This is a genomic window from Exiguobacterium sp. s122 (assembly GCF_018618475.1).
Taxonomy (GTDB): Bacteria; Bacillota; Bacilli; order Exiguobacteriales; family Exiguobacteriaceae; genus Exiguobacterium; species Exiguobacterium himgiriensis.
This window is the reverse complement of the sequence record NZ_JACSMD010000005.1, coordinates 59,756-82,226: the sequence shown is the minus strand read 5'-3', so window position 1 is coordinate 82,226 and position 22,471 is coordinate 59,756. Positions and strand designations below refer to the sequence as shown.

The following is a 22,471-nucleotide window of genomic DNA, read 5'->3' as shown; positions in this document are numbered from 1 at the left end:
ACCTGGAGCATCGCCATCGCGTCAGACGCCACGACGTTGAACGTGCCGTCGCCGAGCCCGACGAGGAGCGGCGACTTGTTCTTGCCGATATAGAGGCGCTCACGGTCCTCCGAGTCGATCATCGCGATCGCGTACGAGCCGTGGAGCTCCGACAACGTCTTGCGGAACGCCGCCTCGACGTCGCCGAGTTCGACGAAGTTCTTCTCCATGAGCTGGACGATGACCTCCGTGTCCGTCTCCGACTTGAACGGGGCGTCGAGCGTCGCCTTGAGCTGCTCGTCGTTCTCGATGACGCCGTTATGGACGAGCGTGAAGCGGGCTGTCGTGCTCTGGTGCGGGTGGGCGTTCGGGACGCTCGGCACCCCGTGTGTCGCCCAACGTGTGTGGCCGATTCCAACCGTCCCTTCCGCTTCGAACGGGACGATATCACGTAGCGCGGCAATACGACCGACTTCTTTGAACACGCTCACGTTTTCTCCGACGAGTGCGATTCCAGCTGAATCATAGCCTCGATACTCGAGTTTTTCGAGCCCTTTCAACAAAATCTCTTTCGTATCGACTTGACCAATCATTCCTACAATTCCACACATAAACAGTTCTCCTCTATATTCGATTTCTCGAAAAAGGAAACGGGCTTTTTCAAAGAGCTGTCAATGTGCCCCACTTTGTCCGTCCGGTCACCCGAACGCTTTACTGGAACACTCTTAGTCGTGACAGGCGACTAGAAGGCATCCGCCGAAATCTCGATCACCTTCGTCCTCGTCAACTCCGCAGAGTTCTGGCGCTTCTCGATCATATCTAGCCGTTTCTCCAGATACCCTTTCATGCTAACGGTTCTATGAAAAGTCGGATAGGATTTTTATCACATTGCATTCATCTACTTTTTCGGCGTTCATGCAATCGTCACCACTCTTATAAAAAAGCCTTTTGTTTCATGACTTGTTCCATCCGTTCGGTTCCGTCATGATAGAAGAAACTCGTGAGGAAACGGAGGAACGGCTATGAACATCGGCTTTCTCGTCATCGGCATTATCTTATCGACGCTCTCGAAATGGTTGCAAGTTCAAGGGAACGATGGGCTCGGGGATTTACTCGTGTTCCCCGCCGCCTTTTTCCTCGGTTTGGCACTTGTGACGAGCTTCCCATTTTTTAAGGACTGGTGGCGCGAACCGTCAAGTCGCCCGAGGGCACTTCGCTTCGCAAGTCTCGTTGCCGCCGGAATTTTATCGTTCCAACTATTCGCATGGCTCGTCTTTGGTCAAGGCGAGTGGCTTGGCGCCTTGTTCTTGCTACCGTTTCTCGCCTGTTTGTTTTTCATTATTCGAACGTTCAAATAAAATGGGGTAGCGCTCAAGCGCTCCCCCATTTTCGTTCTTCATTCAATTCCGCTTCGGAGACGTAGTTGTCATCGAGACGAATCATGTGGCGTTCATACCACTTGTCTACTAGGATTGTAACGGCAAAAGACAAGACGCCAATCAAGAAGAATGTCTGCATAGAAATCAAATCGGTCAAAACAGCGTAGACCCAAAGTAACACGAAGGGATACGTCAGTAATCCGCTCATCGAACCGAAGTGGATGAGACGCTTGGCCTCGCGAGAGACTAAGTACTTCTTTTTAATCGTTTCACGTCGCCATGATTTATAGAAATCTGGTAGGCTTGCTACCGCACCAATCAAGAAGACTGAAATTGCAGAGAGCCATTCATATTCGACTAAGAAAAACAAAATCATGAACCCGATAAAAGCTAAGAGAACGACGGACGTTTTTTTCGCCCCGTCGAATGCCATGAGTTCACGCATTTGGCTCCGCTTATTCATTATATTCACGCGCTTCCCGAATCAACTTCAAGTCCTTGTCCGTCAAATAACGATCGTCATGCGTTTGGATGATACGATCAAGCCATTTGCCGATGAACGAGGCGCCCCAGAAAAAGGCTTGCGATAACAGGAACGCTTGGAACGATTGCGGTTGCGGCGTCTGATTGAAGACGACGTACCCGAAGTAACCGATAGCGGCATATCCGATGAACATCGCCGTATAGCGTAGCGATAATAACATGCGGGCTTTTTTGTTCTTCACAAACTTTAGCCATAAGTTAAACTTGGCAACCTCGATGCCTATTAACAAAAAATAAAAGCCAAAAATTGTTGCCATGATTGCACGATCCGAAAGGTCTGCATAAGAAGCGATAGTAAATATAGCGACGATGGCCGTCACCAGGATGATGCCGACCGTCCAACTAGTAAACGTCTGAAAGCGTAACAGAGTATCGATTTGTCGTTTTGAATGCGTGGATAATTCCATTTAACTCATCCTTTCAATCAGTTGGTCAAAGGTTGGTAAATTTGGTTCTACTGCTTTCAATTTATTCGTAATGAACCGAGAACGAATCGAGTTCGTTGATTGTATTACAGCAAATATCATCCCAGTTATAAATCCGATCGTGTAGTCAAATACGAGTGTCGTCATAACAATCGACAATAACAATGCCTCTAACCATGTCGTCACATACTGGATGCGAAGCCACTTGATTGCACGAGCATGTACCGTAAGGCGACGCATGATGCGATATTCTTTATTCCCCATGACGAGGAGAAGGAACGTGAGAAGCAAGGTTAACGGAATAAGCAACATTCGTTCGAAGAAAAGCGCCAATAGAAAGAAGGTTAAATAAACAATCAATATAGTGAAACCGTATTTTCGAAGTGTAATCATTTGTTGAATGTCATTCATCTTTGGCACCTCCTCCTTCCTTCCATTTCTACTTTAGTATACGAAAACCAATTCGCTTTCGTTTCAAATTTACTAAATATTCCCTCAACAATCGTTCGACGTTTTTCAACAAAAGGCGAAGGATTATCCGACAGCATCATCCCGAAAGTATGGACAGGCGGACAAGGTGTCCTCGCTGCCATCGTCGTCGGATTCATCTACTCGCAGTTCATCAAACGCGGCATTCGCATCAAAATGCCTGACGGTGTACCACCAGATGTCTCGAACTCATTCTCGGCGTTGATTCCAGGTCTCGCCATCGTCTCACTTGCGGTCGCGACATTCACTGTCGTCCCAGCGATTGCCTCGTTCATGGTGTACTTCTCAATCCTTTGGGGCTGGGTCGATCCGTTCAACGCACTTCAAGTCCCGTGGACGACACCACCCGTCATTTCTGGTTTCTTGGTCGGCGGATGGCGTGCAGCGCTCTTACAGATTGCAACGATTGCCATGGCCGTCGCCGTCTACCTCCCGTTCGTCCGCATGCAAGATCGCGTGTCGTACGGTGAAGAAGTGAAAGCACAAGAAGACGCAGATAAAGCGTCAGCCTAAGCAAAAAACGACAGCCCTTCTCATCACAGAGAAGGGCTGTTATATTTAGGAAAATGAGTAAGAGAGTTGGGACAATATGAAAAACTACACACCCGCCTTTATGATTTTGTCGAGCGCGGCTCTCATGTTCGGGCTTGGTTTCAAATCTATGTTTCCGCATGCGATGTTGATCGGCATCGGGTTACACATGATTTTCTTACTATGTGCTGCCTACTCGTTAGGAAAGTATCGGGCGCATATCTCTAAGCTAAACACATAACGCCATGACGGTTTTCGTCATGGCGTTTGTCATTCAACCTCTCGAACGGGGAACTCGCGTGCAATCTCCCGTAACCCTTGCAAGAACTGCTCCACTTCCGCAACCGATGTTTCGAATGCAAAGTCGAGCTCTTCGGTCTCCTCCCCGAGTGGGTGTTCAAGATGACCTCGGACATCTACTTCATCCCCAGCGCCACCTCGTCGCGTCAACGTCAAACAGACGTACGGCTCCGTCGGCTCGAATTCGATTCGTTGCACGTTACCCACCAGAAACGATTCGAACACCGGTATGTAGTGCGCGACGAGCAGACTGTCGAGCATGATGTCATCGAACGTAATGCGGTGCTCCGGCGCATGGAAGCCGACCCAGTTTCGATGCCACGCTAAGTCATGGATGTTTTGAGCTTCTTCATACGCGTAGGAATAACTTTCAATCGAGATATCCGTCGCTCCGTCACGTGACGCTAATTTCGCGAGCGCCATCGTCAATCGTCCTTCCGAAGCGAATAGCCGTCAATCTCTAACAGGCGCATGCGTTTCTGATCGATGGCCGCATGGACAATGACCGTCACCCCGGGATTGAGTTGCATCATTTTCTTGATTTTCGTCAAGTCGTCCCCTTTAATCTCGACCGGTAAGACGAACTCGCCTTCTTTTAAATGGACGAACTTGATTTTGCCTTTGTCGTCGTAGCCCGTCACTTCATACGTCGCATACTCGCGTTTCATCCGTTCCTCCCCTTTCGTAGCTTGTCCTCTACTATACGTTCCCCTTACGAAGAAGTTCCACACAAAAACCCATCCCCGTAGCGGCAGGGATGGGTTCGTCATATGTCTTAGGCTTCGACGATATCGCCGTATTTCGCTTTATGGTCGGCGATGACGCCAGCGTACCATTTTGCGCTATCTTTCCACACACGATCTTGCGTTTCGAAGTCGATGTAGAGAATGCCGAAGCGCTTCTCGTAACCGAAGCTCCATTCGAAGTTGTCCATGAGCGACCAGAGGTAGTATCCGGCGATGTTCATGCCTTCATCGTTCAAATCAGACACGGCGGTGAGGTGCTTTTGGACGTAGTCGATGCGTTTCACGTCATGGACTTCGCCGTTCTCGAGCACGTCGTCATACGCCGCGCCGTTCTCTGTAATGATGATCGGTAAGTCTGTGTACTCGTTACGTAAGCGACGGATCAGGTCTTTGAATTCGTTCGGGGCGATATCCCAGCCCATGCCCGTCTTGTCGTAATCGGAGTACGCAGCCACTGTCATGAAGTCGTTCGCCGCACTGAACTCGACGAGTCCGCGGCTATAGAAGTTGATGCCAAAGAAATCACATTCCGTCGAAATCGTCTCCATGTCACCCGGTTTGATGAAGTCGTACGAATGCACGTACTTCGCGAACAAGTTCATCATATCGACCGGATACTGACCTTTGAATACTGGGTCGAGGAACCAGCGATTCGAGTACCCGTCCGAGTTGTTCTGTGCGAGGCGGTCGTTCACCGAGTCTGTTTTCGCATAGACCGGCGACAAGTTGAGCGTGATCCCAATCGGTGTCGTCGACTTCAAGTCTTGTTTCAACAATTCGACCGCTTTCCCATGCGAGAGAAGCATATGGTGTACGGCACGGACCGCTTCGTTCAAGTCACGATGACCCGGCGCGTGGACGCCGAGATGGTAACCGAGAAAGCCGGCACACCATGGTTCGTTATGCGTGATCCATGAGTCGACAACATCATCAAACTCATCGAAGCATACTTTCGCATAGTCGAGGAACCAATCGACCGAGTCGCGGTTCACCCAGCCCCCCTCTTCATGAGCCCACATTGGGAGATCCCAATGATAGAGCGTGACGGCCGGTTTGATGCCTTCCTCACGGAGACGTGTCGCGAGCGTCTTATAGAACGCCATCCCAGCCGGGTTGAACTCACCTTTCACCGGGAAGATGCGCGGCCAAGCGATCGAGAAGCGGTACGTGTCGACCCCTAGCTGTTTGATGTGCTGAATGTCTTCCTCGAAACGATGGTAATGGTCGCAAGCGACGTCCCCGTTATGTTTCTCGAACACGCGGCCATCGATGTCACAAAACATGTCCCAAATCGACGGCGTCCGCCCGTCTTCGTTATGCGCCCCTTCGATCTGATATGACGAAGTCGCCGTTCCGAAGACGAAGTCTTTGTTAAATTGCATCGTGTTTTCCTCTTTTCTCTATTATTCTTTGACCGCACCAGCCGAGATGCTGCTGACGATGTATTTTGACATGAACAAGAAGGCGATCATGATCGGCACGACCGAGATAGCAATCCCGAGATACAAGGCCCCGAGATTCTCGGCAACTTGTGAGCCTTTCAAGAAGCCCATGAGGACCGGAAGCGTATACTTCTCCGGTGAGAACAAGAGCACGAGCGGCATCAAATAGTTGTTCCATGAACCGATAAATGTGAAAATCGACATCGTCGCGACAGCCGGCATCATCATCGGGAGTGCGATCGTATGGAAGATGCGGAGCTCGCTCGCGCCGTCAATCCTAGCCGCTTCAATCATACTGACGTGAAGCGTCGCCTGCGTGTATTGGCGGATGAAGAAGACGACGAACGGACTCGCAATCGATGGGATGATGAGCGGGATGAACGAGTCGAGAATCCCGAGCGTCTTCGAAATCTCGTAGAAGCCGATCAACCCGAGCTGCCCTGGGACCATCATCATAACGAGCATGAAGATGAACATCGCGTTTTTGCCTTTGAAGTCATAGAATGCGAAGCCGAACGCGGTCATCGCCGAGAAGTAACCGGAGAGCAACGTGACGAGCACCGCGATAATCAAGCTGTTCTTAAAGCCGGTCCAAATGTTAATGTAGTCGCTCAAGATCGCGTAGTTATCGAGGAGCGCGGTTCCCGGAAGAAGCGAGAAACCAGACATGATCTCCCCGTTCGTGCGCGTCGCATTGACGAGCATCATGAGGAACGGGATGAAACAGATGATGGTCAAGACGATCAGTCCGGTGTAAATGACGCCGCGGCTAAAGATTTTTTTCTTTTGTTTTGGTTTTGGCGGCTCGAGACGAAGCGGTTTCTCTTCGCGCAGTGGCTGCACTTCGCTGTCGGCGAGCATACGCCGTGTTTCTGCATTTTGTTCCATTGCTTATGCTCCCTTCTGCGTAGCACGCTCTTTACGGAACATGCCTTTGAAGACGACCGCCGAGAAGACGAGCGTGATCAAGAACAAACCGTAAGCGACCGCTGCCGCATAGCCGTAGTTGTTATACTTGAACGCTTGATTGTACAAGTAGAGGACCATCGTATTCAGCGAGCCGTCCGGTGCACCGATTCCGTCCGTCAAGAGGAGCGGAAGGTCGAACAATTGCAGGCCGCCGATGAGCGACGTGATCATGATGTACAAGAGAATCGGTTTAAGTAAAGGTAACGTGACATACGTGAACATTTGCCAACGGTTCGCGCCATCGATATGGGCGGCTTCGAAAAAGTCTTTTGAGATACCCGATACGCCGGCCATGACGATGATAAACGAGTGACCGAACCACATCCATGTCAAGATGAGTGAGACGGACAGTTGTGCCGTCACCGGTTGCGATAGCCAGTTGATTGGGTCTGAGATGATTCCAATTTTGAGCAGAATCATGTTGAGTGAACCGTGCTGCCAGTCAAGCAAGATGCCGAACAAGAGCGCGACGGAACTGATCGTAATCAAGTTCGGTAAATAAAAGAACGAACGGAAGAACGCGAGCCCTTTTAGCTTCAAACGAAGATCGGAGAACAACAAGGCGAGAAGCAAGGCAAGACCGATCTGTAAGGCGAAGTTTACTCCCCAAATCTTAATCGTATTGACGAACGCCTCGATGAAGTACGTGTCTGTCAACAAGCGCGCATAGTTCGCGAAGCCGACGATTTCTTCTCCTGGGCTGCCGGTATAGTTGGTGAAACTGTAGTACAAGGTCAAGAAGACCGGATAGATACTAAATGTCAAAAAGACGACCCAAAACGGGGCAATAAAGGCATAGCCATAACGGTCTAGTTTTTTCACGTCGTGTTACTCCTTCCCTCGCAACCCTTAAGGGGGAAATCCCCCCAAGGATTCGCTGGCTTCAGTCAACTTGGATATCTGGGTAAGCGTTTTTCGCTTGTTTCTTGAATTCGGCAATCGCTTCATCTTTCGTCTTCTTGCCTTCCACGTATTGGAGGACCGAAGCGCCGTAAAGCGTGTCGAGTTGTTGGTCGTACTTCGTGACGATACCTGGTGTGATTTCGTCCGCTTGGTCGAGGAAGAACTCATAGTTGTTCTGCCCGCCGAGGAACTCATCACTGAAGTCGTCTTTGATTTTGTCTGTGACCGGTTTAAACGCAAGGACGTCGCCTGTCTCTTCAGCCCAGTCCGTCAAGAATTCTTCGTCTTGTGTCATGAGTTTGACGAAGTCGTAAGCGGCTTCTTTGTTTTTCGATCCTTCGTACACGCCAAGCCACGTGCCGCCCCAGAAGTACGGGCTTGGTCCGTTCGTGACGGCCCAGTCGCCGGCTGTGTCTTTCGCGCTGTCTTTCAAGACGCTGTGAAGGCCCCATGTCGGAAGGACGTATGAGAAGATTTGCGTTTCTGTCTCTGTGCCGCCTTCTTTCACTTTGATCGGTTTTGACATACCCTCGAACCACGATGGTGACCATTCCGGAGCGAGTGCCGTGTATTGCTTGTCACGAAGCTCTTTCGCGTAGTCCATGTAGTTGATCTTGTCTTCTGTCAACACGAGTTCGTTGTTTCCGTTTACCCATGCTTCTGGGTTTGCACCTTGTGAGAACCAACGGATCGCGCCTTCGTCCGGGAACATCTTGTAACCTTTCTCTTTCATCTTCTCCGCGACTTCAAAGACGCCGTCCATCGAGCTCATCATGTTTCCGATTTCAGTCGGGTCATCCGTACCGAGTACTTCTTTCGCTAAGCTACGCTTGTAGTAGACGCCACCTGGTGTCGTTTGCCACGAGAGGGCGCGCACGTTGCCGTCCTTGTCTTTCCCAAGGTCGAAGACGTATGGGATGTAATCGTCCGCGATGTCGTTGACGTTGTATGGCTCGTCCGAGAGGTTTTCCCAGTAGCCGGCATCGACCCATTGTTTGAGGAAGGCGATTTCTCCTGTGAATACGTCCGGTGCACCGACGCCGCTCTCGAGTGCCGGTTTAAGTTTTGTTGGGTAGTCGGCAATTGGGACGATCGTCAATTCGACTTTGACGCCGTTACGCTCTTCGTATGTTTTGATTGGTTCTTTCAACTCATCAGTGAACGACCAAACTTTGAGGACGTCCTTTGAACCTGAATTCGATCCTGACGCGCCGTCGCTATTTGAGCAACCGCTCAAGACACCGACAGAAAGTGCACCGACAGAAAGTAAACTGACTAATTTACGCATGTGTAAGTCCCATCCTTTTTTAAGGTTTTTAGAAAGCGTTTGCAAGAAGAGGAAAAAGAGATTCGAAAGCGCTTTCGATTTTGTTTAAATAAATAACCGAAAGCGGTTTCGATTTTTAAGGGAATGATGCTTCGAAATCGCTCTCTTCTCTCCATCCCATTGAAGAGAACAGAGCGACTTCGAAAGATCATCGTCAATTCTTCGTTTGTAATGGCGCGCATGACGCCCGTTCGATCAAGTGGACCGGGATGACGCGACGCTCGGTCCGGCGTTCCTTGGCGGTCATTTGCTCAATCAACAGTTCCGCTGCCGCTTCACCGATTTCATCCGTGTCTTGGCGAATCGTTGTCAGCTTCGGCGTAATGTATTGTGCCATTTCGATATCGTCGTATCCGATAACGGAAATGTCTTCCGGTACGCGTAATCCTCGTTCATGGATCGCTTCAATCGCACCAATCGCCATCTGGTCGCCGGCGACAAATACCGCGGTCGGACGTGATTCGAGGTCGAGTAACTTTTCCATCGCCTGTTTGCCTTCTCTAACCGAGAAGAAACCGGCGTTGACCAAGTATCCGGGTTCAATCGAAAGACCGATCGCTTCCATCGCGAGTTCATAGCCTTTCACACGAGCGGCTCCCGCATCAATCGTCTGATCACCAGCGATATGTGCAATCCGGGCGTGGCCGAGATCGTGCAAGTAATTCACCGCGAGGCGAGCCCCTTCGATGTTGTCGGAATAGACGACGCTACAGTTCGCACTGTCCATATCGACGACGACGATTGGGATATCGCTTTGCATAAGCTCTTGGACTTGTTCGTCCATCCGGTCCGAACAGATGACGACGATGCCATCGACGGCCCGATGTTTGAAATGCTCCAAGTAACTCATGTCACGGTTGCGCAGGTTTCGCGAGGCGAAGATTAAATCGTAGCCTTGCTCTTCTGTCGCGTGACGAAAACTTTCGATAATGCCGTTGAAGAACGGGTGTTTCATCCCGACTTCGTTCGCTTCTGAGAACATGACACCGATGGCCCACGACTTCTTCGTCGATAACGACTGTGCGTGTGCGTTCGGTAAGTAGTCCATCTCAGCCGCAGCCTGTAAAATCTTGGCCCTCGTCTTCTCACTCACGTCTTTATAGTTATTTAACGCTTTAGAGACGGTCGTGATCGAGAAGCCTGTTTTTTTCGCTAAATCATAAATCGTACCCATGTCAGTCTCCTCTTCCCGAAAGCGCTTTCGGTAATTTGATTGTAGCGCATGAATTTGTAGGAATCAATTCTTTTTCGTGGAATATTTTGCGATAAATTTTCATACCGTCTTTCTTCTATATTACTGCAAGTCATGATTTTTTGTCGCTAGTGTTCCTCTCATAAACACTGAAACCTTCGACTTCTATTACTTTATTCTTTAACAGTAATCGTCCAATCTCCATCTGCTTTTACAACAAAAACATATACACTAGTATCTTCAAAAGAATATCGCTGAGAACCTTCATAATTTCCAATTTCATTTACTAATAAATCTATTGCATTTACTGTTACGGCAAAATTCGAATCTCCATTATGCGTAAATGCTATTTGATAGCTTCCTTGATTAATTTCAAAAAAGATTACGTCGTCCCCATTCCCCTCTAAAATACCAGGTAAAGTTTCAATCTCTAAAGGACGGTATTGCATAATTTTAATATCCCAATTACCTTGATTACCGTTTATATTCAAATAATAATCTTCAGTTTCTTTAATCCATATGAAACTTTTTCCCTTGTAACTTCCGATTTCATTAACGAGTAAATCTAACATATTTCCCTGCGCATCTTGAAGTACTACTGCAAAGTTACCTGAACCATCATACGTACTCTCCACTACAGCAAAACCTTCTTTAAGTGAAATCGCGTCTGTGCCTGCGTCAGTTGAGCCACTAATTGTAGTCGTTAGCTCATCTTGATATTTTTTAATTTGTTCGTCTTTAAGTTGATTTATATTTTTTTCAGTTTCTACTTCGATGATTAAATTGTTATTATATACAATTACTATATTTCTATTCTCAATTGTAACTTCATCAATTTTTCTATTGTAAACATTGTATCCTCGAGACGTTTTTAATCCATGTTCCTCCATGTAGTCTTTATAACTTGATGTTGGATCCCCAACCTTTACCTCCTGCATAAACTCTTCAATAGAAGCTTTTGTAGCATCGGCTTCTTCCTTTTCATTAACTGATTCATTCTCGATTTCGTCTACTTCAGTATCTTCTTGCTCAGATGCTTCATTTGGCACAGTGATAGCACTTCCTTGATTTGAATCTGTTACAAGTTCTTGATTATTTCTTTCAATAATTCCTAAAAGAAAAACTAACCAAACTCCTACTAGAATAAATGAGCCTCCAAGGATAATGGGAAACGGGGTAACGTCTTTTTTAATGAAATAACGATAAATGGAAATGAAACAGAACAATGCCCCACCTATCATCAAACCGAAACCGCCAAATGACAGTACGATTTCTATCATCGCTAATGCCCCCTCTCTAAAATTTAAATCCGGGTGATTCGTTATAGATATTTACCCATATTTCCCAGACAACTCTTCATTTTTCTAAATTTGATTAACGAAAATAAACCCACTTAAATAGTTTTAAGTAGGTTCAGATCTATACAATTTTAGCCTAGTGCGTCCGCGTATATAACCAGACGAGGTTCGTAAATTTTTGGACTTCTGTCTCGCCCGTCACACCTTTAAAGAGACGTTGGAACGGCTTCAACAGTTGCTCAAGAACGATTTTCCGGAGACGCGGTTGATGCAGCTCGTAAGTAATCGCTTCAAACAAGTCCTCCTGTTCCTCCGTCATATTCACGTGAGCGCCGATTCGTTCGGCCATCTCAATCAATTCTTCTTTCGTGACAAGATTTTTATCCGTCGTCCCGCGCATCTGATCGACGGTTACCGGATTCAATATGTGTTCGTTCGTCTCAATCATACGGGCTGCCATTAACTCCACATAGGTGTATAAGTTTCGGACGAGCTTTTGAATCGAATAGGCCGTGTTCGTAATCCGGAGGGTGAATAAGATGTGCTGCAACATCCCGTTAAAAAGTACCGTCAATTCGACAGAGTACGGCCGAATCTCTTCCCCGATGATTTCGGTCAAGCGCATTGCGAGCCATTCAATCTCATACACACGATGCTGTAAGACGAGTTTCTTTAACTCCGGTTCATTTGCGGACATGATTGACTCGAACAAGGCATGAAGATTACGTTCTTCATTTAATTGGATGAGGATCGAGATTTGTTCGATAAAGACATCCTTGTCACGTTTATCTCGGCCCATCTGCATTTCAATCCGGCGTTGCCCCGCGTCATAGCGCAAGTTTTCAAGGATGTTTGCGACACAGTCTGTCTTCGAGGCGAAATAATTATAAAACGTTCCTTTTGAGATATTGGCTCGTTCAATAATTTCCTGCACTGAAGTCTGTTGGACGCCATTCTCAATGAAGAGATTCATCGCAATATCTGCTACTTTTCGTTTCTTATCTTTCATATCCTACTAGCTCCGTTCTGCTTAGTTTGTAGCTTAAGTATACCATTTTGAACTAACGGTTCAAAATGGTTGATTTATTTGTACAACGGGTATAAAATCATCACATCGACACTTACTAGTATATAACTATTCAGAACATAAAGGAGCAACTCGTATGAAACCAGAATTCCAAAAGAAACCGCCATATCTTATGCTCGCGGTTCTGTTCGCAGGGGCGTTCATCGCCTTCTTGAACAACTCATTACTTAACGTCGCGCTCCCGTCCATCATGGTCGACTTAGAGATCGCTGACTATTCGACCGTGCAATGGCTCGCGACCGGCTTTATGCTCGTGACGGGAGTCCTCGTTCCGGCGTCTGCTTATCTGATCACACGTTTCTCGAACCGGATGCTCTTTATCACCTCGATGGCCATCTTCGCAGCCGGTACAGCCATCGCTGCATTCTCGCCGACGTTCGGCTGGTTGCTCGCAGGACGAATGATTCAAGCGGTCGGCGCCTCGACGATGGGGCCGCTCCTCATGAACGTCATGCTCGTCAGTTTCCCGCGTGAAAAACGTGGGACGGCGATGGGCGTCTTCGGGCTTGTCATGATTTCAGCGCCAGCGATTGGTCCGACACTCTCGGGTTACATCGTCGAGTATTATGATTGGCGCGTCTTGTTCGAAATGATTCTCCCACTCGCCATCATCGGTCTCGCCCTCGCGATTTGGAAAGCAGAGAACGTCATGGTGCAAAACAAAGAACAATCGCTCGACTATTTGTCACTCGTCTTATCCACAATCGGTTTTGGTGGCGTCTTGTATGGTGTCAGTTCGGCAAGTTCTGACGGTTGGGACAACCCAATCGTCTTGACGACCATCATTGTCGGATTGGCAGCTTTAATCGCGTTCGTTATCCGTCAGCTCAACATGGAAAAACCACTCCTTGACCTACGGGCGTATAAATACCCGATGTTCGCACTCGCATCGATTATTGCGATTGTCAACGCCGTCGCCATGTTCTCCGGAATGATTTTGACACCGGCCTACGTCCAAAGCGTCCGTGGCATCTCGCCGCTCGACTCCGGACTCATGCTCCTCCCAGGGGCCATCATCATGGGTATCATGTCGCCAATCACCGGGAAACTGTTCGATAAGTTCGGACCGAAGTTGCTGTCGATTATCGGTCTCACGATTACAGCCGTTTCGACGTATATGCTCGCTCACGTCCAACTCGATTCGACGTACACATATATCGTCATGACATATACGCTCCGCATGTTCGGGATGTCGATGGTCATGATGCCGATCATGACTAATGGTCTCAACCAATTGCCGACGCATCTCAACCCACACGGAACGGCCATCAACAACACGGCCCAACAAGTGTCCGGTGCAATCGGAACAGCGGTTTTGGTGACAATCATGAACTCAGTGACACGAACCGAAGCCGAATCGCTCATGAGCGGCGTCGACCCAGCGACACTCACAGAGAGTGCGATGGGTGCGTTGACACAGCAAGCCCTCCTGTCAGGGATTCAAGTCTCGTTCTATGTCGCTCTCGGAATGAACATCATCGCGCTCGTTCTCGCATTCTTCGTGAAGCGCGTGGATGTGAAAAAACTCGACTTCAAAGAAGAAAATCAAGAACTCAAAAAAGCAAATTGATGCACACAGAAGCCGCCCTCGTCGCACGGGGCGGTTTTTTTTGTTCAGCTCTATCTACGAAGCAACCGTTTATGGGCTTATGCAAACAGAACTCGCTAGCGAACGCAAATAAAACATAACCTTGTACAAATTTGGGTTATTTTCCCTCTTAATCAAAATGAAATAATTCCATCATTTAATTTATGGTATTATTTTCATAGTTTGTTCAATCGTTTAGGAGGAATCAAGGATGATGAAAAAATGGCTCGTCACTTGTTTGACCGTCGCGTTACTCATGCTCTCGTCTTTCCTGTCGCTGCCGTCTGCTGAAGCTTCGTCAAATAAAGAGAATCGTGCTATCATGGGTTCATCCACCGTCACGCCTCAACAAATGGCCGACTTCGTGAAACAAAAGAATCCACACAACGTCCGCCTCCAAGGTGTGACGGTTGAGGAACTTGCGAAACTGTTCATCATCATTGGGGCGAAAGAAGGCGTTCGTGGGGATGTCGCTTTCGCACAAGCGTTGAAAGAGACTGGCTACTTCAGCTACAAAGGTGATGTGCTACCGAAACAACATAACTATTCGGGCATCGGCACAGTTGGGAAAGGAAGAAAAGGTCACTTTTTCCGTTCTCCACACCAAGGTGTAACAGCACAGATTCAACATCTGAAAGCGTACGCCTCAAAAGACGACTTAAACATGACTCGCGTCGACCCACGCTTCCATTACGTGAAACGGGGATCCGCGACGACGTGGCCAGCGCTCCATCGCAAATGGGCGATGCAGCCTAAAGGCAACTATGGCACCGAAATCTTATCTATCTATCGGGAGATGGGCAAGACGCAACTCCGGGTTGCTAAAAAGTGAACGAACGATCATGACGGACAGAGGTGAAAGATAGTGACTTGCAATCAAGTACGGTTGTTTAGCGGACTCGCGCTTCTCGTAGCGGGTGTCGCTCTACTACTCAAAGACAAATAAGCATCCGAGCATTCGCTCAGATGCTTTTTTTGTCGGTCGATGAAAAGTGTGCCGTAAAACAGATTCGGCTCTCGTCTGCCGCACTCACTGTCAACGTCCCTTCGTGAAGAAGCATGATTTGACGCGCAATCGACAAACCGAGGCCGTCCCCTGGCGTCTCTCCTCGTGAAGCGTCTACCCGGTACGTTCGCTCGAATAGATGGTCCATCGCCATAAGCGTCGGTTCGGTCGTCTCGTTACACAACTTCCATAAAACCGAGCCTTCGTCTTGCGTGAGCGTCAACGTGATTGGTCCTTCATGCGTGGCGTATTTTAACGCATTCGATAATAAGTTTTGAAACACGCGGATGAGCTGCTCTTGATCTGCCTCAATATAGACGTCAGGGAGCACATTCACCTCGAGGCGATGTCCCGCTTCTTCAAACAACGGTCCCATCTCATGTGCCAATTGGGTCGTCAACAAACTGAGGTTCATCCGTTGTCTCACTAGCGTCACTTGGGACGAATAGAGACGGTTCACGTCCATCAACTGATCGAGCAACTGTTCAAGTTGCGTCGTCTTCTCGTTTAAAATGTTAAAATGGCTCCGTTCGACGTCCGTCATGACCCGTTCCGCTTCGAGCAGTTGCAGATACCCTCGTATACTGGTGAGCGGCGTCCGTAAATCGTGAGACAAGTTCGAGAACAATTGATTCCGCTCTTCTTCATGCGCACGTTCTTTCTCAAATAACTCCTGCAATTGTCGCGACATGCGGTTCACACTCTCACTAAGCGATGCCAGTTCATCCCGCCCTTTCACCTCGACCGTACGTCCGAGGTCTCCGTTCGCAATCTGCTTAATCTCTTCTGACAGATCCGTAATTTTCCGTAGCGTCTTTCGCATCATAAATGAGAACCCGACAATGAAGATTAAAATCGTAATGAATGTCACGCTTAAGAATACGAGATTCGTTGTCAACGGATTAGGCGTGATCTCATTTTCGATGTAATACAAACTAAACGAATAGCCCATGATTAAAAATGCGATTGTCGCAATCAAGGCATTGATGAGAATGATTCCAATCAATTTGACGAGGAGGCGGTCCTTCATAAGCGATACCCCACGCCCCAGACAGTTTGAATATAGGCAGGCTTTCGCGGGGTGTCTTCTAGTTTCTCGCGAATTTTTGTAATGTGGACCATCACCGTGTTATCGACTTCAAACGCGTCCTCGCCCCACACCGCCTCGTAAATTTGTTCGACCGTGAGCACTTGATTCGGGTGTCGCATGAAGTAGGCCAAAATATCAAACTCTTTTGGCGTCAGCCGAATCGACGTCTCGCCTTTTAAACATTGTCTCGTCTGCATATCGAGCATCAAATCTTTCCACATCAATTTTCCGGATTGCATCGATTGGTCCGCCCCGTAATCCCGATATCGTCGCAGTAGCGATTTCACCCGTAGCGTCACTTCGAGCGGATTGAACGGCTTTTTCATATAGTCGTCCGCCCCGACAGAGATGCCTTGCATCAAGTCCAAATCGCTCGTCTTCGCCGTCAACATGAGGATCGGCATGAACTGCGTCTTTCGTATCTCCATACATGTCGCAATCCCATCCATGACCGGCATCATCCAATCGAGAATGAGCAAATCAATCGGTTCTTTTGCCACAATCTCAATGACGTCCTGTCCCGTCTTAGCAAAACGTAACGTGTAGCCTTCATTTTTTAAATAGATGGCGAGTAACTCGCGAATCGCCTCATCGTCATCCGCAATCAAAATCGTTGGTTGTGTCCGCACGGAATCCCTCCTCACGTTGTGCAATGAAACAAATAAGCAGGTGGCAGATTTCGAAACTCTCGTTCAAATCTCACCCGTTGAAACACATGTTGAAAGTGCCTGTGACGCATTTTCGTATATTGGAACGTTAAAAACAGTTCGCTTGGAGATAAGACCGCCTTTACCTCCTGTAAAATCTGTGCTGTTTGTGCCTCGCCAAGGCTTGTGAACGGAAGCCCAGAGATGATGAGATTAACTTTATCGATGTGTAAACGACGAAGTGTCTCCTTTAACTCGGTAGCACTCGCCTCGACGATGACGATGCGTCTGTCTCCACCATAGCGCTCTCGCAATTCATGGAGAAATGCGCGGTTCGTCTCGATTAAAACTAGCGTAGTATCTTTTTGCATTTTCCGTACAATCTCACTTGTAAAACTACCTGTTCCCGGCCCGAGCTCGATGATCACATCGGCACGGTTCAGTTCGTCTGTCGGCGTCATGCGCTCCGATAAGTAACGGGAACTCGGGACGAGGGATCCGACTTCCCGGGGTCTCTTGAAAAATTGTTTCATAAACGATAACGGCATCTCCATCCATCCTTTTCCTGTATGGTTACTTTGAGTATAGCGAGCGCCTCGCAACACTCTCTGTCGAAGTTCTTAAGAATTCTTAAGGTGACGCTAAAAACTCCTTACGTTTGTCTAGACATACTAGACAACAGAAGGAGTGAATCAGGATGGACTTATTCATGCAATACGTGATGCTCGCCGTCGGCATCATGTTTACCCCACTATCCGATGACGTCTTAATCATGACGCATTTAACGGTAGCCAACCCGGGTTGGTTTCTCTTTTTCTCGACATGGGTCGTCTTTACGCTCGCTTTCAGCTGGTTTTATCTCGTCGGTCGCGGTCTCCACCGGGTGATCCCGTCTTCTACGCGTGACTCTCGATACTTAACCCGTGCGAAGACATTATATGAAACATACGGGGCACGGATTGTCCTCGTCTCCTATTTCATCCCGGGACTCCGTCATCCGCTCCATTACGTCGCCGGTTTTACGTCCCTGACGTTTCGCACGTACTTTCTCTATAACGCGATTTCTGCGTTTCTTTATACAGGTGCCTGGTCCGTCGTGATTCGTCTAGCTGGTCATATCCCAGTGTTTCAACAGTTCCAACATTGGGTGATGTCGCTTTGACTCAATGCCCGCGATACTTCCCGAGCGCGCGCATGTTTAAAAAGTAGAGGACACTCGCATAAATGACGAGTCCTAGAAAATACGGCCAGACCCCCGTGAACCCATTCCCGTATACCATGACTTCTTTGATTGCCGTGGCCCCGTAAAAGATTGGCATGATGTAACTCAAATTGCCGAGACCATACGGGATGAGATCGAGCGGGATGAGTCCTGAGAAGAACACTTGCGGCACGATCGTGAACGGAATCATTTGGACGACCTGCAGTTCGGAACGGGCGAACACGGAAATCGTCGCCCCGAACAGGACGGCTGTCCCAGCCATGAGGAGCATCGTCAGCATGACCCATCCTATATTACCGAGCGAGGACAAACCGAGAACGTACACAGTATAGAGAACAATTAGAATCGATTGCACGACAGCGAAAACGCCGTACCCGAGCGTATAGCCCAAGATGATTTGGCCGCGTTTGATTGGCGTCATCAAAAGACGCTCGAGCGTGCCGCCACTACGCTCTTTGACGAGTGCCATCGCCGACAAGATAAAGACAAAGAAAAAGGAGAATAAGGATAAGAATACGTAACCGAATGAGTCGAACGTCGACTGTCCTTCTTCCCCGAATACATAATTCATCTCGACATCGGGCGTCGGATTCAATATCGACAACGCCGCTTGAATCTCGCGTACCGCCTTTGAGGACTTCGTCGATGGTTCACGGAGCGTGATTGTTGTCCCTGCTTGTGTCACTTCGAACACTGCGTCAACGTCTTTGTGGTCTGCCAAGTAGTCAAACGGATTGGCGACCGCGTCTAACCGAACGTCGAGCGTCTCGGCCTCGAACGCTTCAAGGAGTTGTGACGGAACGTTCTCATCGACCGCGACGACCGGTACGTAATCCGAGTCCCCGAGTAAAAAGTAGACGAGCGTCAAAATGAGGAGCGGGGCAATCAAGATCAAAGCGACGCTCCGCTTGTCATTGAGCGTCTGAAAGATGACGCGCGTTGCTAAGTTACGCATGACTCGTCCCTCCTGCTCGCCCGGCGATGAGGAACAATTCCTCGACGCGGCCGTTGTCTGTCTGACCTAACAGATGCGGGATCGTGTCATAGGCGATCAAACGTCCGTTATAAATGAGTGCGGCCCGGTCGCATTCTTGCACTTCATCCATGACATGAGTCGAGACGATGATCGTTGTTCCGGTCGCTCGAATTGCTTGAAACTGACCCCAAATTTGGCGACGCAACAGTGGGTCGATGCCGACGGTCGGTTCGTCTAGAAACAAGAAGTCGGGCTGATGCAAAATGGCAATTGCGAGTGAGAGCCGTTTTTTCATCCCACCCGAGAAGTGTCGGACGAGCTTTTTCCGGTCGTCCGTCAACTCGACGAGTGCGAGAACGTCTGTGATGCGTGCTTGAAGTTTCGTCTTGCCGAGCTTATAGATGGAACCGAAAAACTCAAGGTTTGCCTCGGCCGACAAGTCGTCGTACAATCCGTCATTTTGTGGCATGAAGCCAATCGTCTGTAGCATCTTCATGTTTGGCATGAACGTCTCGCCAAGTTGAACCGTACCCTCGTCTGCTTTCAACGCACCAATCATGAGCCGGATGAGTGTCGTCTTCCCTGAACCAGACGGACCAAGCAGACAACAAATTTCCCCGGAATGGATCGTGAAACTGACACGGTCGATGGCAATCTGTTTGCCAAATGATTTCGTGACGTCGTGTATATGGATATCCATGGGCCTACTCCTTTTTCACGTCATCCTATATTCCATAGACATTGTGTTGAGTTAGCTTTAGTATAGTCCCCCGATTCAGACACAACAATCGCCATTTTTTTTACGATTATTGTACTTGAACCGTTCGATCAAAAGATGAGGCAACGTATTTTGAAGGCGACAATGTGCTGAAATTGAATGTTCGGAAGTGTGCGTGCAGGGAATAGAGGCAATAGTGGCAAATGAATCAGTACGTGTTTGATAAATCATGTCGGAAAGAGGCGGTACGTGTATGCAGAACGTGAATAAGTCAGTGATTGTCATCGGTGGGGGATTGGGTGGGATTTCGGCTGCCATCTCGCTAAAACAAAAAGGGTATGACGTAGCTTTATATGAAAAGAACGACCACATCGGGGGGAAAGTGAACCGGCTCGAACAGGACGGCTTCGGCTTTGACCTCGGCCCATCGATTTTGACGATGCCCCAAATTTTCGAGAAGTTGTTCACCGGAAGCGGCAAACGGATGGAAGATTATGTGCCCATCAAGCGGCTCGACTTGGAGTGGCGTTCGTTCTTCCCGGACGGCACGGTGCTCGACTTGTATCACGACCTCGAAGTGATGGCGAGCGCGAATCCATCACTGTCGAAAAAAGACATGAATGAGTATCGCAAGCTGTTGAACTATGCTGAACGCATCTACAAGACGACGGAACGCAGTTACTTAAAAGAAGGATTCGAATCGCCGTTCGAGGCGGTCACACAAATCGGTCCCATCGCCACACTGACCGGTTTCGACTTGGCATCGACGATGTACAGTGCCATCTCAAAACGAATTAGCAACCCACACCTGCGCACGATGTTATCGTATTACGTCAAATACGTCGGATCGTCGCCGTATAGCGCCCCAGCCGTCCTCAACATGATGATTTACATGCAGCATGCGCAAGGATGTTGGTACGTCGAGGGTGGGACACATAAGCTCGCCGAAGGCTTGACGACGCTCGCTGAAGAGATTGGCGTCAAGCTACACACCGGGCAAGGCGTCGTTCGGGCGCATACGCTGAACGGGAACATCTCGGCGATCGAGCTCGAGGATGGACGACTCCGTTCCGCCGATTACTACGTCTCGAACATGGAAGTCATCCCGTTCTATCAAAAGATGGTCGATGTCGAAGAGGCGTTCGTCGACAAGCTCGTCGACAAATTCGAACCGGCCAGCTCCGGCTTCGTGCTCCATCTCGGCGTCAAGAAAGAATACCCGGCACTCGCGCACCACAATTTCTTCTTCTCGGAAAACTTACAGGAGCAGATGGAGAAAATCTTCGAGAAACACGAGCTTCCGGACGACCCAACGATTTATTTGGTGAACGTCAATAAGACGGACGCGACCCAAGCACCAGCGGGACATGAGAACATCAAAATTTTGCCGCACATCCCGTATATTCAAGAAAACCCGTTCACCGAAGCCGACTACGCGGCGTTTGAAGAACGGGTGCTCGATAAGCTCGAACGGATGGGCATGGATGGTCTTCGGGACAACATCGTGACGCGGAACGTTTGGACGCCACATGACATCGAGCGTATGTATGGTTCGGACCGCGGTGCGATTTATGGCACCGTCTCAGACAAGAACCAAAACGGCGGGTTCAAACATAAAAAACAAAGTGAGCTGTACGAGAATCTCTACTTCGTCGGTGGCACGGTCAACCCGGGTAGCGGGATGCCGATGGTCACGCTCAGCGGCCAACAAGTAAGCGATAAGATCGCGAAGCGCGATGGTATGGCAACGACATGAAGAGGAACTCCTTTTAAGACGAGATGCACTCGTTCTAAAAGGAGTTCTTTTTTATTAAATAAGAAACTTTTTACATTTAGCATACGTATAGTATGTTAAGATTTGGATAAAAATGAAGGAGTGTCCTATGCATCATATTTCAAGTTACTTTTTTATGTATATCAAAATTGTGCTGACAGATAAAATTCCATTCGTGTTGACGATGGGCATCCCGCTCGGTATCGCCCTCCTCTATAGCCCGCCGGATGTTCGAACGATGGCCGCAGCGGATTATGCCATGTACTTGTCTTATTTTTGGGTGTATATCATCCTCGCGACATATTTAAACGGGATTGCCCTCGAACTCGCTCGAATGCGAGAGTATGGTCTCATGAAGACATACGTGATGATTTCAGGTAACAAGTATACCTATATCCTCGCTATCTTATTGGCCCAGCTCGTGTTCGACGCCGTGAGCCTATCGATTTTCACAACCGTCGTCACCTTGGTCCATGGTCAGTTCACGCTTAGCTACCTGATTGCTCCCCTCCTACTCTTACTTGGGAGTGTCCCGTTTGCGCTCGGTAGTGTCGCGTTTACGCTTCTCCCGATCAAAGTGTCGAGCTTGATGCGTGTCGCGAATCTACTCGCCTTTCCGTTGTTCTATTTAGCGATCAAACAGCCCGACGTCTGGTTCGGCTATGTGAACCCGTTTTATGCCTTACTCCAACTTTCATTTGCCATCGTCCATACTGTCGCTCAGGTTGATGTATCGTTCAATCTCATGCTGACGCTGTTTGCGCTCATCGGCCACGTCTTTGTCGGGCTGTTCGCCATCAATCGGTTCAATCTTGTCTCATCAGCCACACGCTAGGAGGA

Annotated in this window: 25 protein-coding genes and 1 pseudogene; 8 read left to right on the top strand and 18 right to left on the bottom strand. The window is 48.7% G+C overall.

Annotated elements, in window-relative coordinates; translation table 11 throughout:
* Positions 1-590 (bottom strand): annotated as a pseudogene (locus tag KNP92_RS14640) (glutamine--fructose-6-phosphate transaminase (isomerizing)); the annotation flags it as partial.
* 411 nt (positions 591-1,001) lie between these two features.
* On the opposite strand from KNP92_RS14640, the gene KNP92_RS14635 reads away from it, so the two are divergent.
* Positions 1,002-1,337: a hypothetical protein gene (locus KNP92_RS14635; protein WP_214841786.1), complete on the top strand. Its 336-nt coding sequence runs from the start codon at positions 1,002-1,004 to the stop codon at positions 1,335-1,337.
* A 13-nt stretch (positions 1,338-1,350) separates the two neighbouring features.
* Here the strand turns inward: KNP92_RS14635 and KNP92_RS14630 are convergent, their stop codons facing one another.
* From KNP92_RS14630 to KNP92_RS14620, 3 genes are read right to left on the bottom strand one after another with little or no spacing between them, the layout of a single operon-like run.
* A complete protein-coding gene (locus tag KNP92_RS14630) occupies positions 1,351-1,803 on the bottom strand; it encodes a hypothetical protein (protein WP_214841784.1) in 453 nt (150 codons plus the stop codon).
* A 10-nt stretch (positions 1,804-1,813) separates the two neighbouring features.
* On the bottom strand, positions 1,814-2,308 hold the full coding sequence (locus KNP92_RS14625; protein WP_214841782.1) for a hypothetical protein: 495 nt from the start codon (positions 2,306-2,308) through the stop codon (positions 1,814-1,816).
* The gene (locus KNP92_RS14620) at positions 2,309-2,737 is read right to left on the bottom strand and encodes a hypothetical protein (RefSeq protein ID WP_214841780.1); all 429 of its coding nucleotides are present in this window, start codon (positions 2,735-2,737) and stop codon (positions 2,309-2,311) included.
* Here KNP92_RS14620 and KNP92_RS14615 point away from each other — a divergent pair.
* Together KNP92_RS14615 and KNP92_RS14610 are read left to right on the top strand one after the other, a co-directional pair.
* The gene (locus KNP92_RS14615; RefSeq protein ID WP_251136625.1) at positions 2,723-3,328 is read left to right on the top strand and encodes a PTS transporter subunit EIIC; all 606 of its coding nucleotides are present in this window, start codon (positions 2,723-2,725) and stop codon (positions 3,326-3,328) included. The two genes, KNP92_RS14620 and KNP92_RS14615, sit on opposite strands and share 15 nt — an antisense overlap.
* A 76-nt stretch (positions 3,329-3,404) precedes the next feature.
* Positions 3,405-3,587, top strand: coding sequence for a hypothetical protein (locus KNP92_RS14610; protein ID WP_214841778.1), 183 nt, complete (start codon positions 3,405-3,407; stop codon positions 3,585-3,587).
* A 29-nt stretch (positions 3,588-3,616) separates the two neighbouring features.
* On the opposite strand, the gene KNP92_RS14605 is transcribed toward KNP92_RS14610, so the two are convergent.
* From KNP92_RS14605 to KNP92_RS14565, 9 genes are all read right to left on the bottom strand, one after another.
* Positions 3,617-4,069, bottom strand: a complete 453-nt coding sequence (locus tag KNP92_RS14605; RefSeq protein ID WP_214841771.1) for a WapI family immunity protein — start codon at positions 4,067-4,069, stop codon at positions 3,617-3,619.
* A gap of 2 nt (positions 4,070-4,071) precedes the next feature.
* Positions 4,072-4,314 carry a hypothetical protein gene (locus tag KNP92_RS14600; protein ID WP_214841769.1) on the bottom strand — a complete coding sequence of 81 codons (243 nt, stop codon included), beginning with the start codon at positions 4,312-4,314 and terminating at the stop codon, positions 4,072-4,074.
* A gap of 107 nt (positions 4,315-4,421) precedes the next feature.
* Positions 4,422-5,774: a GH1 family beta-glucosidase gene (locus KNP92_RS14595; protein ID WP_214841767.1), complete on the bottom strand. Its 1,353-nt coding sequence runs from the start codon at positions 5,772-5,774 to the stop codon at positions 4,422-4,424.
* Positions 5,775-5,795: 21 nt separating this feature from the next.
* Positions 5,796-6,722, bottom strand: a complete 927-nt coding sequence (locus KNP92_RS14590) for a carbohydrate ABC transporter permease (protein WP_214841765.1) — start codon at positions 6,720-6,722, stop codon at positions 5,796-5,798.
* A 3-nt stretch (positions 6,723-6,725) separates the two neighbouring features.
* Positions 6,726-7,625, bottom strand: a complete 900-nt coding sequence (locus tag KNP92_RS14585) for a carbohydrate ABC transporter permease (RefSeq protein WP_214841763.1) — start codon at positions 7,623-7,625, stop codon at positions 6,726-6,728.
* 61 nt (positions 7,626-7,686) lie between these two features.
* Positions 7,687-8,994 carry an ABC transporter substrate-binding protein gene (locus KNP92_RS14580; protein ID WP_214841761.1) on the bottom strand — a complete coding sequence of 436 codons (1,308 nt, stop codon included), beginning with the start codon at positions 8,992-8,994 and terminating at the stop codon, positions 7,687-7,689.
* A gap of 193 nt (positions 8,995-9,187) precedes the next feature.
* Positions 9,188-10,207: a LacI family DNA-binding transcriptional regulator gene (locus tag KNP92_RS14575; protein ID WP_214841759.1), complete on the bottom strand. Its 1,020-nt coding sequence runs from the start codon at positions 10,205-10,207 to the stop codon at positions 9,188-9,190.
* A 191-nt stretch (positions 10,208-10,398) separates the two neighbouring features.
* The gene (locus KNP92_RS14570) at positions 10,399-11,505 is read right to left on the bottom strand and encodes a hypothetical protein (protein ID WP_214841757.1); all 1,107 of its coding nucleotides are present in this window, start codon (positions 11,503-11,505) and stop codon (positions 10,399-10,401) included.
* Between the two features lie 154 nt (positions 11,506-11,659).
* Entirely contained in the window at positions 11,660-12,532 is an 873-nt protein-coding gene (locus tag KNP92_RS14565) for a TetR/AcrR family transcriptional regulator (RefSeq protein WP_034805420.1), read from the bottom strand.
* A gap of 154 nt (positions 12,533-12,686) precedes the next feature.
* Between KNP92_RS14565 and KNP92_RS14560 the strand changes: the two genes are divergently transcribed.
* The gene (locus tag KNP92_RS14560) at positions 12,687-14,180 is read left to right on the top strand and encodes a DHA2 family efflux MFS transporter permease subunit (RefSeq protein WP_214841755.1); all 1,494 of its coding nucleotides are present in this window, start codon (positions 12,687-12,689) and stop codon (positions 14,178-14,180) included.
* Positions 14,181-14,409: 229 nt separating this feature from the next.
* A complete protein-coding gene (locus tag KNP92_RS14555; RefSeq protein ID WP_251136624.1) occupies positions 14,410-15,030 on the top strand; it encodes a glucosaminidase domain-containing protein in 621 nt (206 codons plus the stop codon).
* A 130-nt stretch (positions 15,031-15,160) separates the two neighbouring features.
* Here KNP92_RS14555 and KNP92_RS14550 read toward each other — a convergent pair whose 3' ends face one another.
* Genes KNP92_RS14550 through KNP92_RS14540 form a run of 3 tightly spaced genes read right to left on the bottom strand, consistent with a single transcriptional unit; the run spans position 15,161 to position 17,489 of the window.
* Positions 15,161-16,234, bottom strand: a complete 1,074-nt coding sequence (locus KNP92_RS14550) for a HAMP domain-containing sensor histidine kinase (RefSeq protein ID WP_214841753.1) — start codon at positions 16,232-16,234, stop codon at positions 15,161-15,163.
* A complete protein-coding gene (locus tag KNP92_RS14545; protein WP_214841751.1) occupies positions 16,231-16,923 on the bottom strand; it encodes a response regulator transcription factor in 693 nt (230 codons plus the stop codon). Before KNP92_RS14545 ends, KNP92_RS14550 begins: the two co-directional genes overlap by 4 nt.
* Positions 16,924-16,934: 11 nt before the next feature.
* Positions 16,935-17,489 (bottom strand): class I SAM-dependent methyltransferase, encoded by a 555-nt coding sequence (locus KNP92_RS14540; protein WP_214841749.1) that lies wholly within the window; start codon positions 17,487-17,489, stop codon positions 16,935-16,937.
* A gap of 149 nt (positions 17,490-17,638) precedes the next feature.
* Here KNP92_RS14540 and KNP92_RS14535 point away from each other — a divergent pair, with 149 nt between their 5' ends.
* Positions 17,639-18,103, top strand: coding sequence for a DedA family protein (locus tag KNP92_RS14535; protein WP_214841747.1), 465 nt, complete (start codon positions 17,639-17,641; stop codon positions 18,101-18,103).
* Between the two features lies 1 nt (position 18,104).
* Here the strand turns inward: KNP92_RS14535 and KNP92_RS14530 are convergent, their stop codons facing one another.
* Entirely contained in the window at positions 18,105-19,118 is a 1,014-nt protein-coding gene (locus KNP92_RS14530; protein ID WP_214841745.1) for an ABC transporter permease, read from the bottom strand.
* Complete coding sequence (locus KNP92_RS14525; protein WP_214841743.1) at positions 19,111-19,839, bottom strand: ABC transporter ATP-binding protein; 729 nt, start codon at positions 19,837-19,839, stop codon at positions 19,111-19,113. The genes KNP92_RS14530 and KNP92_RS14525 overlap by 8 nt, the downstream gene beginning before the upstream one ends.
* Before the next feature lie 271 nt (positions 19,840-20,110).
* On the opposite strand from KNP92_RS14525, the gene KNP92_RS14520 reads away from it, so the two are divergent.
* Positions 20,111-21,613 (top strand): phytoene desaturase family protein, encoded by a 1,503-nt coding sequence (locus tag KNP92_RS14520; protein WP_214841741.1) that lies wholly within the window; start codon positions 20,111-20,113, stop codon positions 21,611-21,613.
* 154 nt (positions 21,614-21,767) lie between these two features.
* Entirely contained in the window at positions 21,768-22,466 is a 699-nt protein-coding gene (locus KNP92_RS14515) for a hypothetical protein (protein WP_214841735.1), read from the top strand.
* The last annotated feature ends 5 nt before the right edge of the window (positions 22,467-22,471 follow it).

Excerpts from the sequence above, each read along its gene's own strand:
- KNP92_RS14635 (WP_214841786.1), top strand. The coding sequence starts at position 1,002 with ATGAACATCGGCTTTCTCGTCATCGGCATTATCTTATCGACGCTCTCG.
- KNP92_RS14630 (WP_214841784.1), bottom strand. The coding sequence starts at position 1,803 with ATGCGTGAACTCATGGCATTCGACGGGGCGAAAAAAACGTCCGTCGTT.
- KNP92_RS14625 (WP_214841782.1), bottom strand. The coding sequence starts at position 2,308 with ATGGAATTATCCACGCATTCAAAACGACAAATCGATACTCTGTTACGC.
- KNP92_RS14620 (WP_214841780.1), bottom strand. The coding sequence starts at position 2,737 with ATGAATGACATTCAACAAATGATTACACTTCGAAAATACGGTTTCACT.
- KNP92_RS14610 (WP_214841778.1), top strand. The coding sequence starts at position 3,405 with ATGAAAAACTACACACCCGCCTTTATGATTTTGTCGAGCGCGGCTCTC.
- KNP92_RS14605 (WP_214841771.1), bottom strand. The coding sequence starts at position 4,069 with ATGGCGCTCGCGAAATTAGCGTCACGTGACGGAGCGACGGATATCTCG.
- KNP92_RS14600 (WP_214841769.1), bottom strand. The coding sequence starts at position 4,314 with ATGAAACGCGAGTATGCGACGTATGAAGTGACGGGCTACGACGACAAA.
- KNP92_RS14595 (WP_214841767.1), bottom strand. The coding sequence starts at position 5,774 with ATGCAATTTAACAAAGACTTCGTCTTCGGAACGGCGACTTCGTCATAT.
- KNP92_RS14590 (WP_214841765.1), bottom strand. The coding sequence starts at position 6,722 with ATGGAACAAAATGCAGAAACACGGCGTATGCTCGCCGACAGCGAAGTG.
- KNP92_RS14580 (WP_214841761.1), bottom strand. The coding sequence starts at position 8,994 with ATGCGTAAATTAGTCAGTTTACTTTCTGTCGGTGCACTTTCTGTCGGT.
- KNP92_RS14575 (WP_214841759.1), bottom strand. The coding sequence starts at position 10,207 with ATGGGTACGATTTATGATTTAGCGAAAAAAACAGGCTTCTCGATCACG.
- KNP92_RS14570 (WP_214841757.1), bottom strand. The coding sequence starts at position 11,505 with ATGATAGAAATCGTACTGTCATTTGGCGGTTTCGGTTTGATGATAGGT.
- KNP92_RS14565 (WP_034805420.1), bottom strand. The coding sequence starts at position 12,532 with ATGAAAGATAAGAAACGAAAAGTAGCAGATATTGCGATGAATCTCTTC.
- KNP92_RS14560 (WP_214841755.1), top strand. The coding sequence starts at position 12,687 with ATGAAACCAGAATTCCAAAAGAAACCGCCATATCTTATGCTCGCGGTT.
- KNP92_RS14555 (WP_251136624.1), top strand. The coding sequence starts at position 14,410 with ATGATGAAAAAATGGCTCGTCACTTGTTTGACCGTCGCGTTACTCATG.
- KNP92_RS14550 (WP_214841753.1), bottom strand. The coding sequence starts at position 16,234 with ATGAAGGACCGCCTCCTCGTCAAATTGATTGGAATCATTCTCATCAAT.
- KNP92_RS14540 (WP_214841749.1), bottom strand. The coding sequence starts at position 17,489 with ATGCCGTTATCGTTTATGAAACAATTTTTCAAGAGACCCCGGGAAGTC.
- KNP92_RS14535 (WP_214841747.1), top strand. The coding sequence starts at position 17,639 with ATGGACTTATTCATGCAATACGTGATGCTCGCCGTCGGCATCATGTTT.
- KNP92_RS14530 (WP_214841745.1), bottom strand. The coding sequence starts at position 19,118 with ATGCGTAACTTAGCAACGCGCGTCATCTTTCAGACGCTCAATGACAAG.
- KNP92_RS14525 (WP_214841743.1), bottom strand. The coding sequence starts at position 19,839 with ATGGATATCCATATACACGACGTCACGAAATCATTTGGCAAACAGATT.
- KNP92_RS14520 (WP_214841741.1), top strand. The coding sequence starts at position 20,111 with ATGCAGAACGTGAATAAGTCAGTGATTGTCATCGGTGGGGGATTGGGT.
- KNP92_RS14515 (WP_214841735.1), top strand. The coding sequence starts at position 21,768 with ATGTATATCAAAATTGTGCTGACAGATAAAATTCCATTCGTGTTGACG.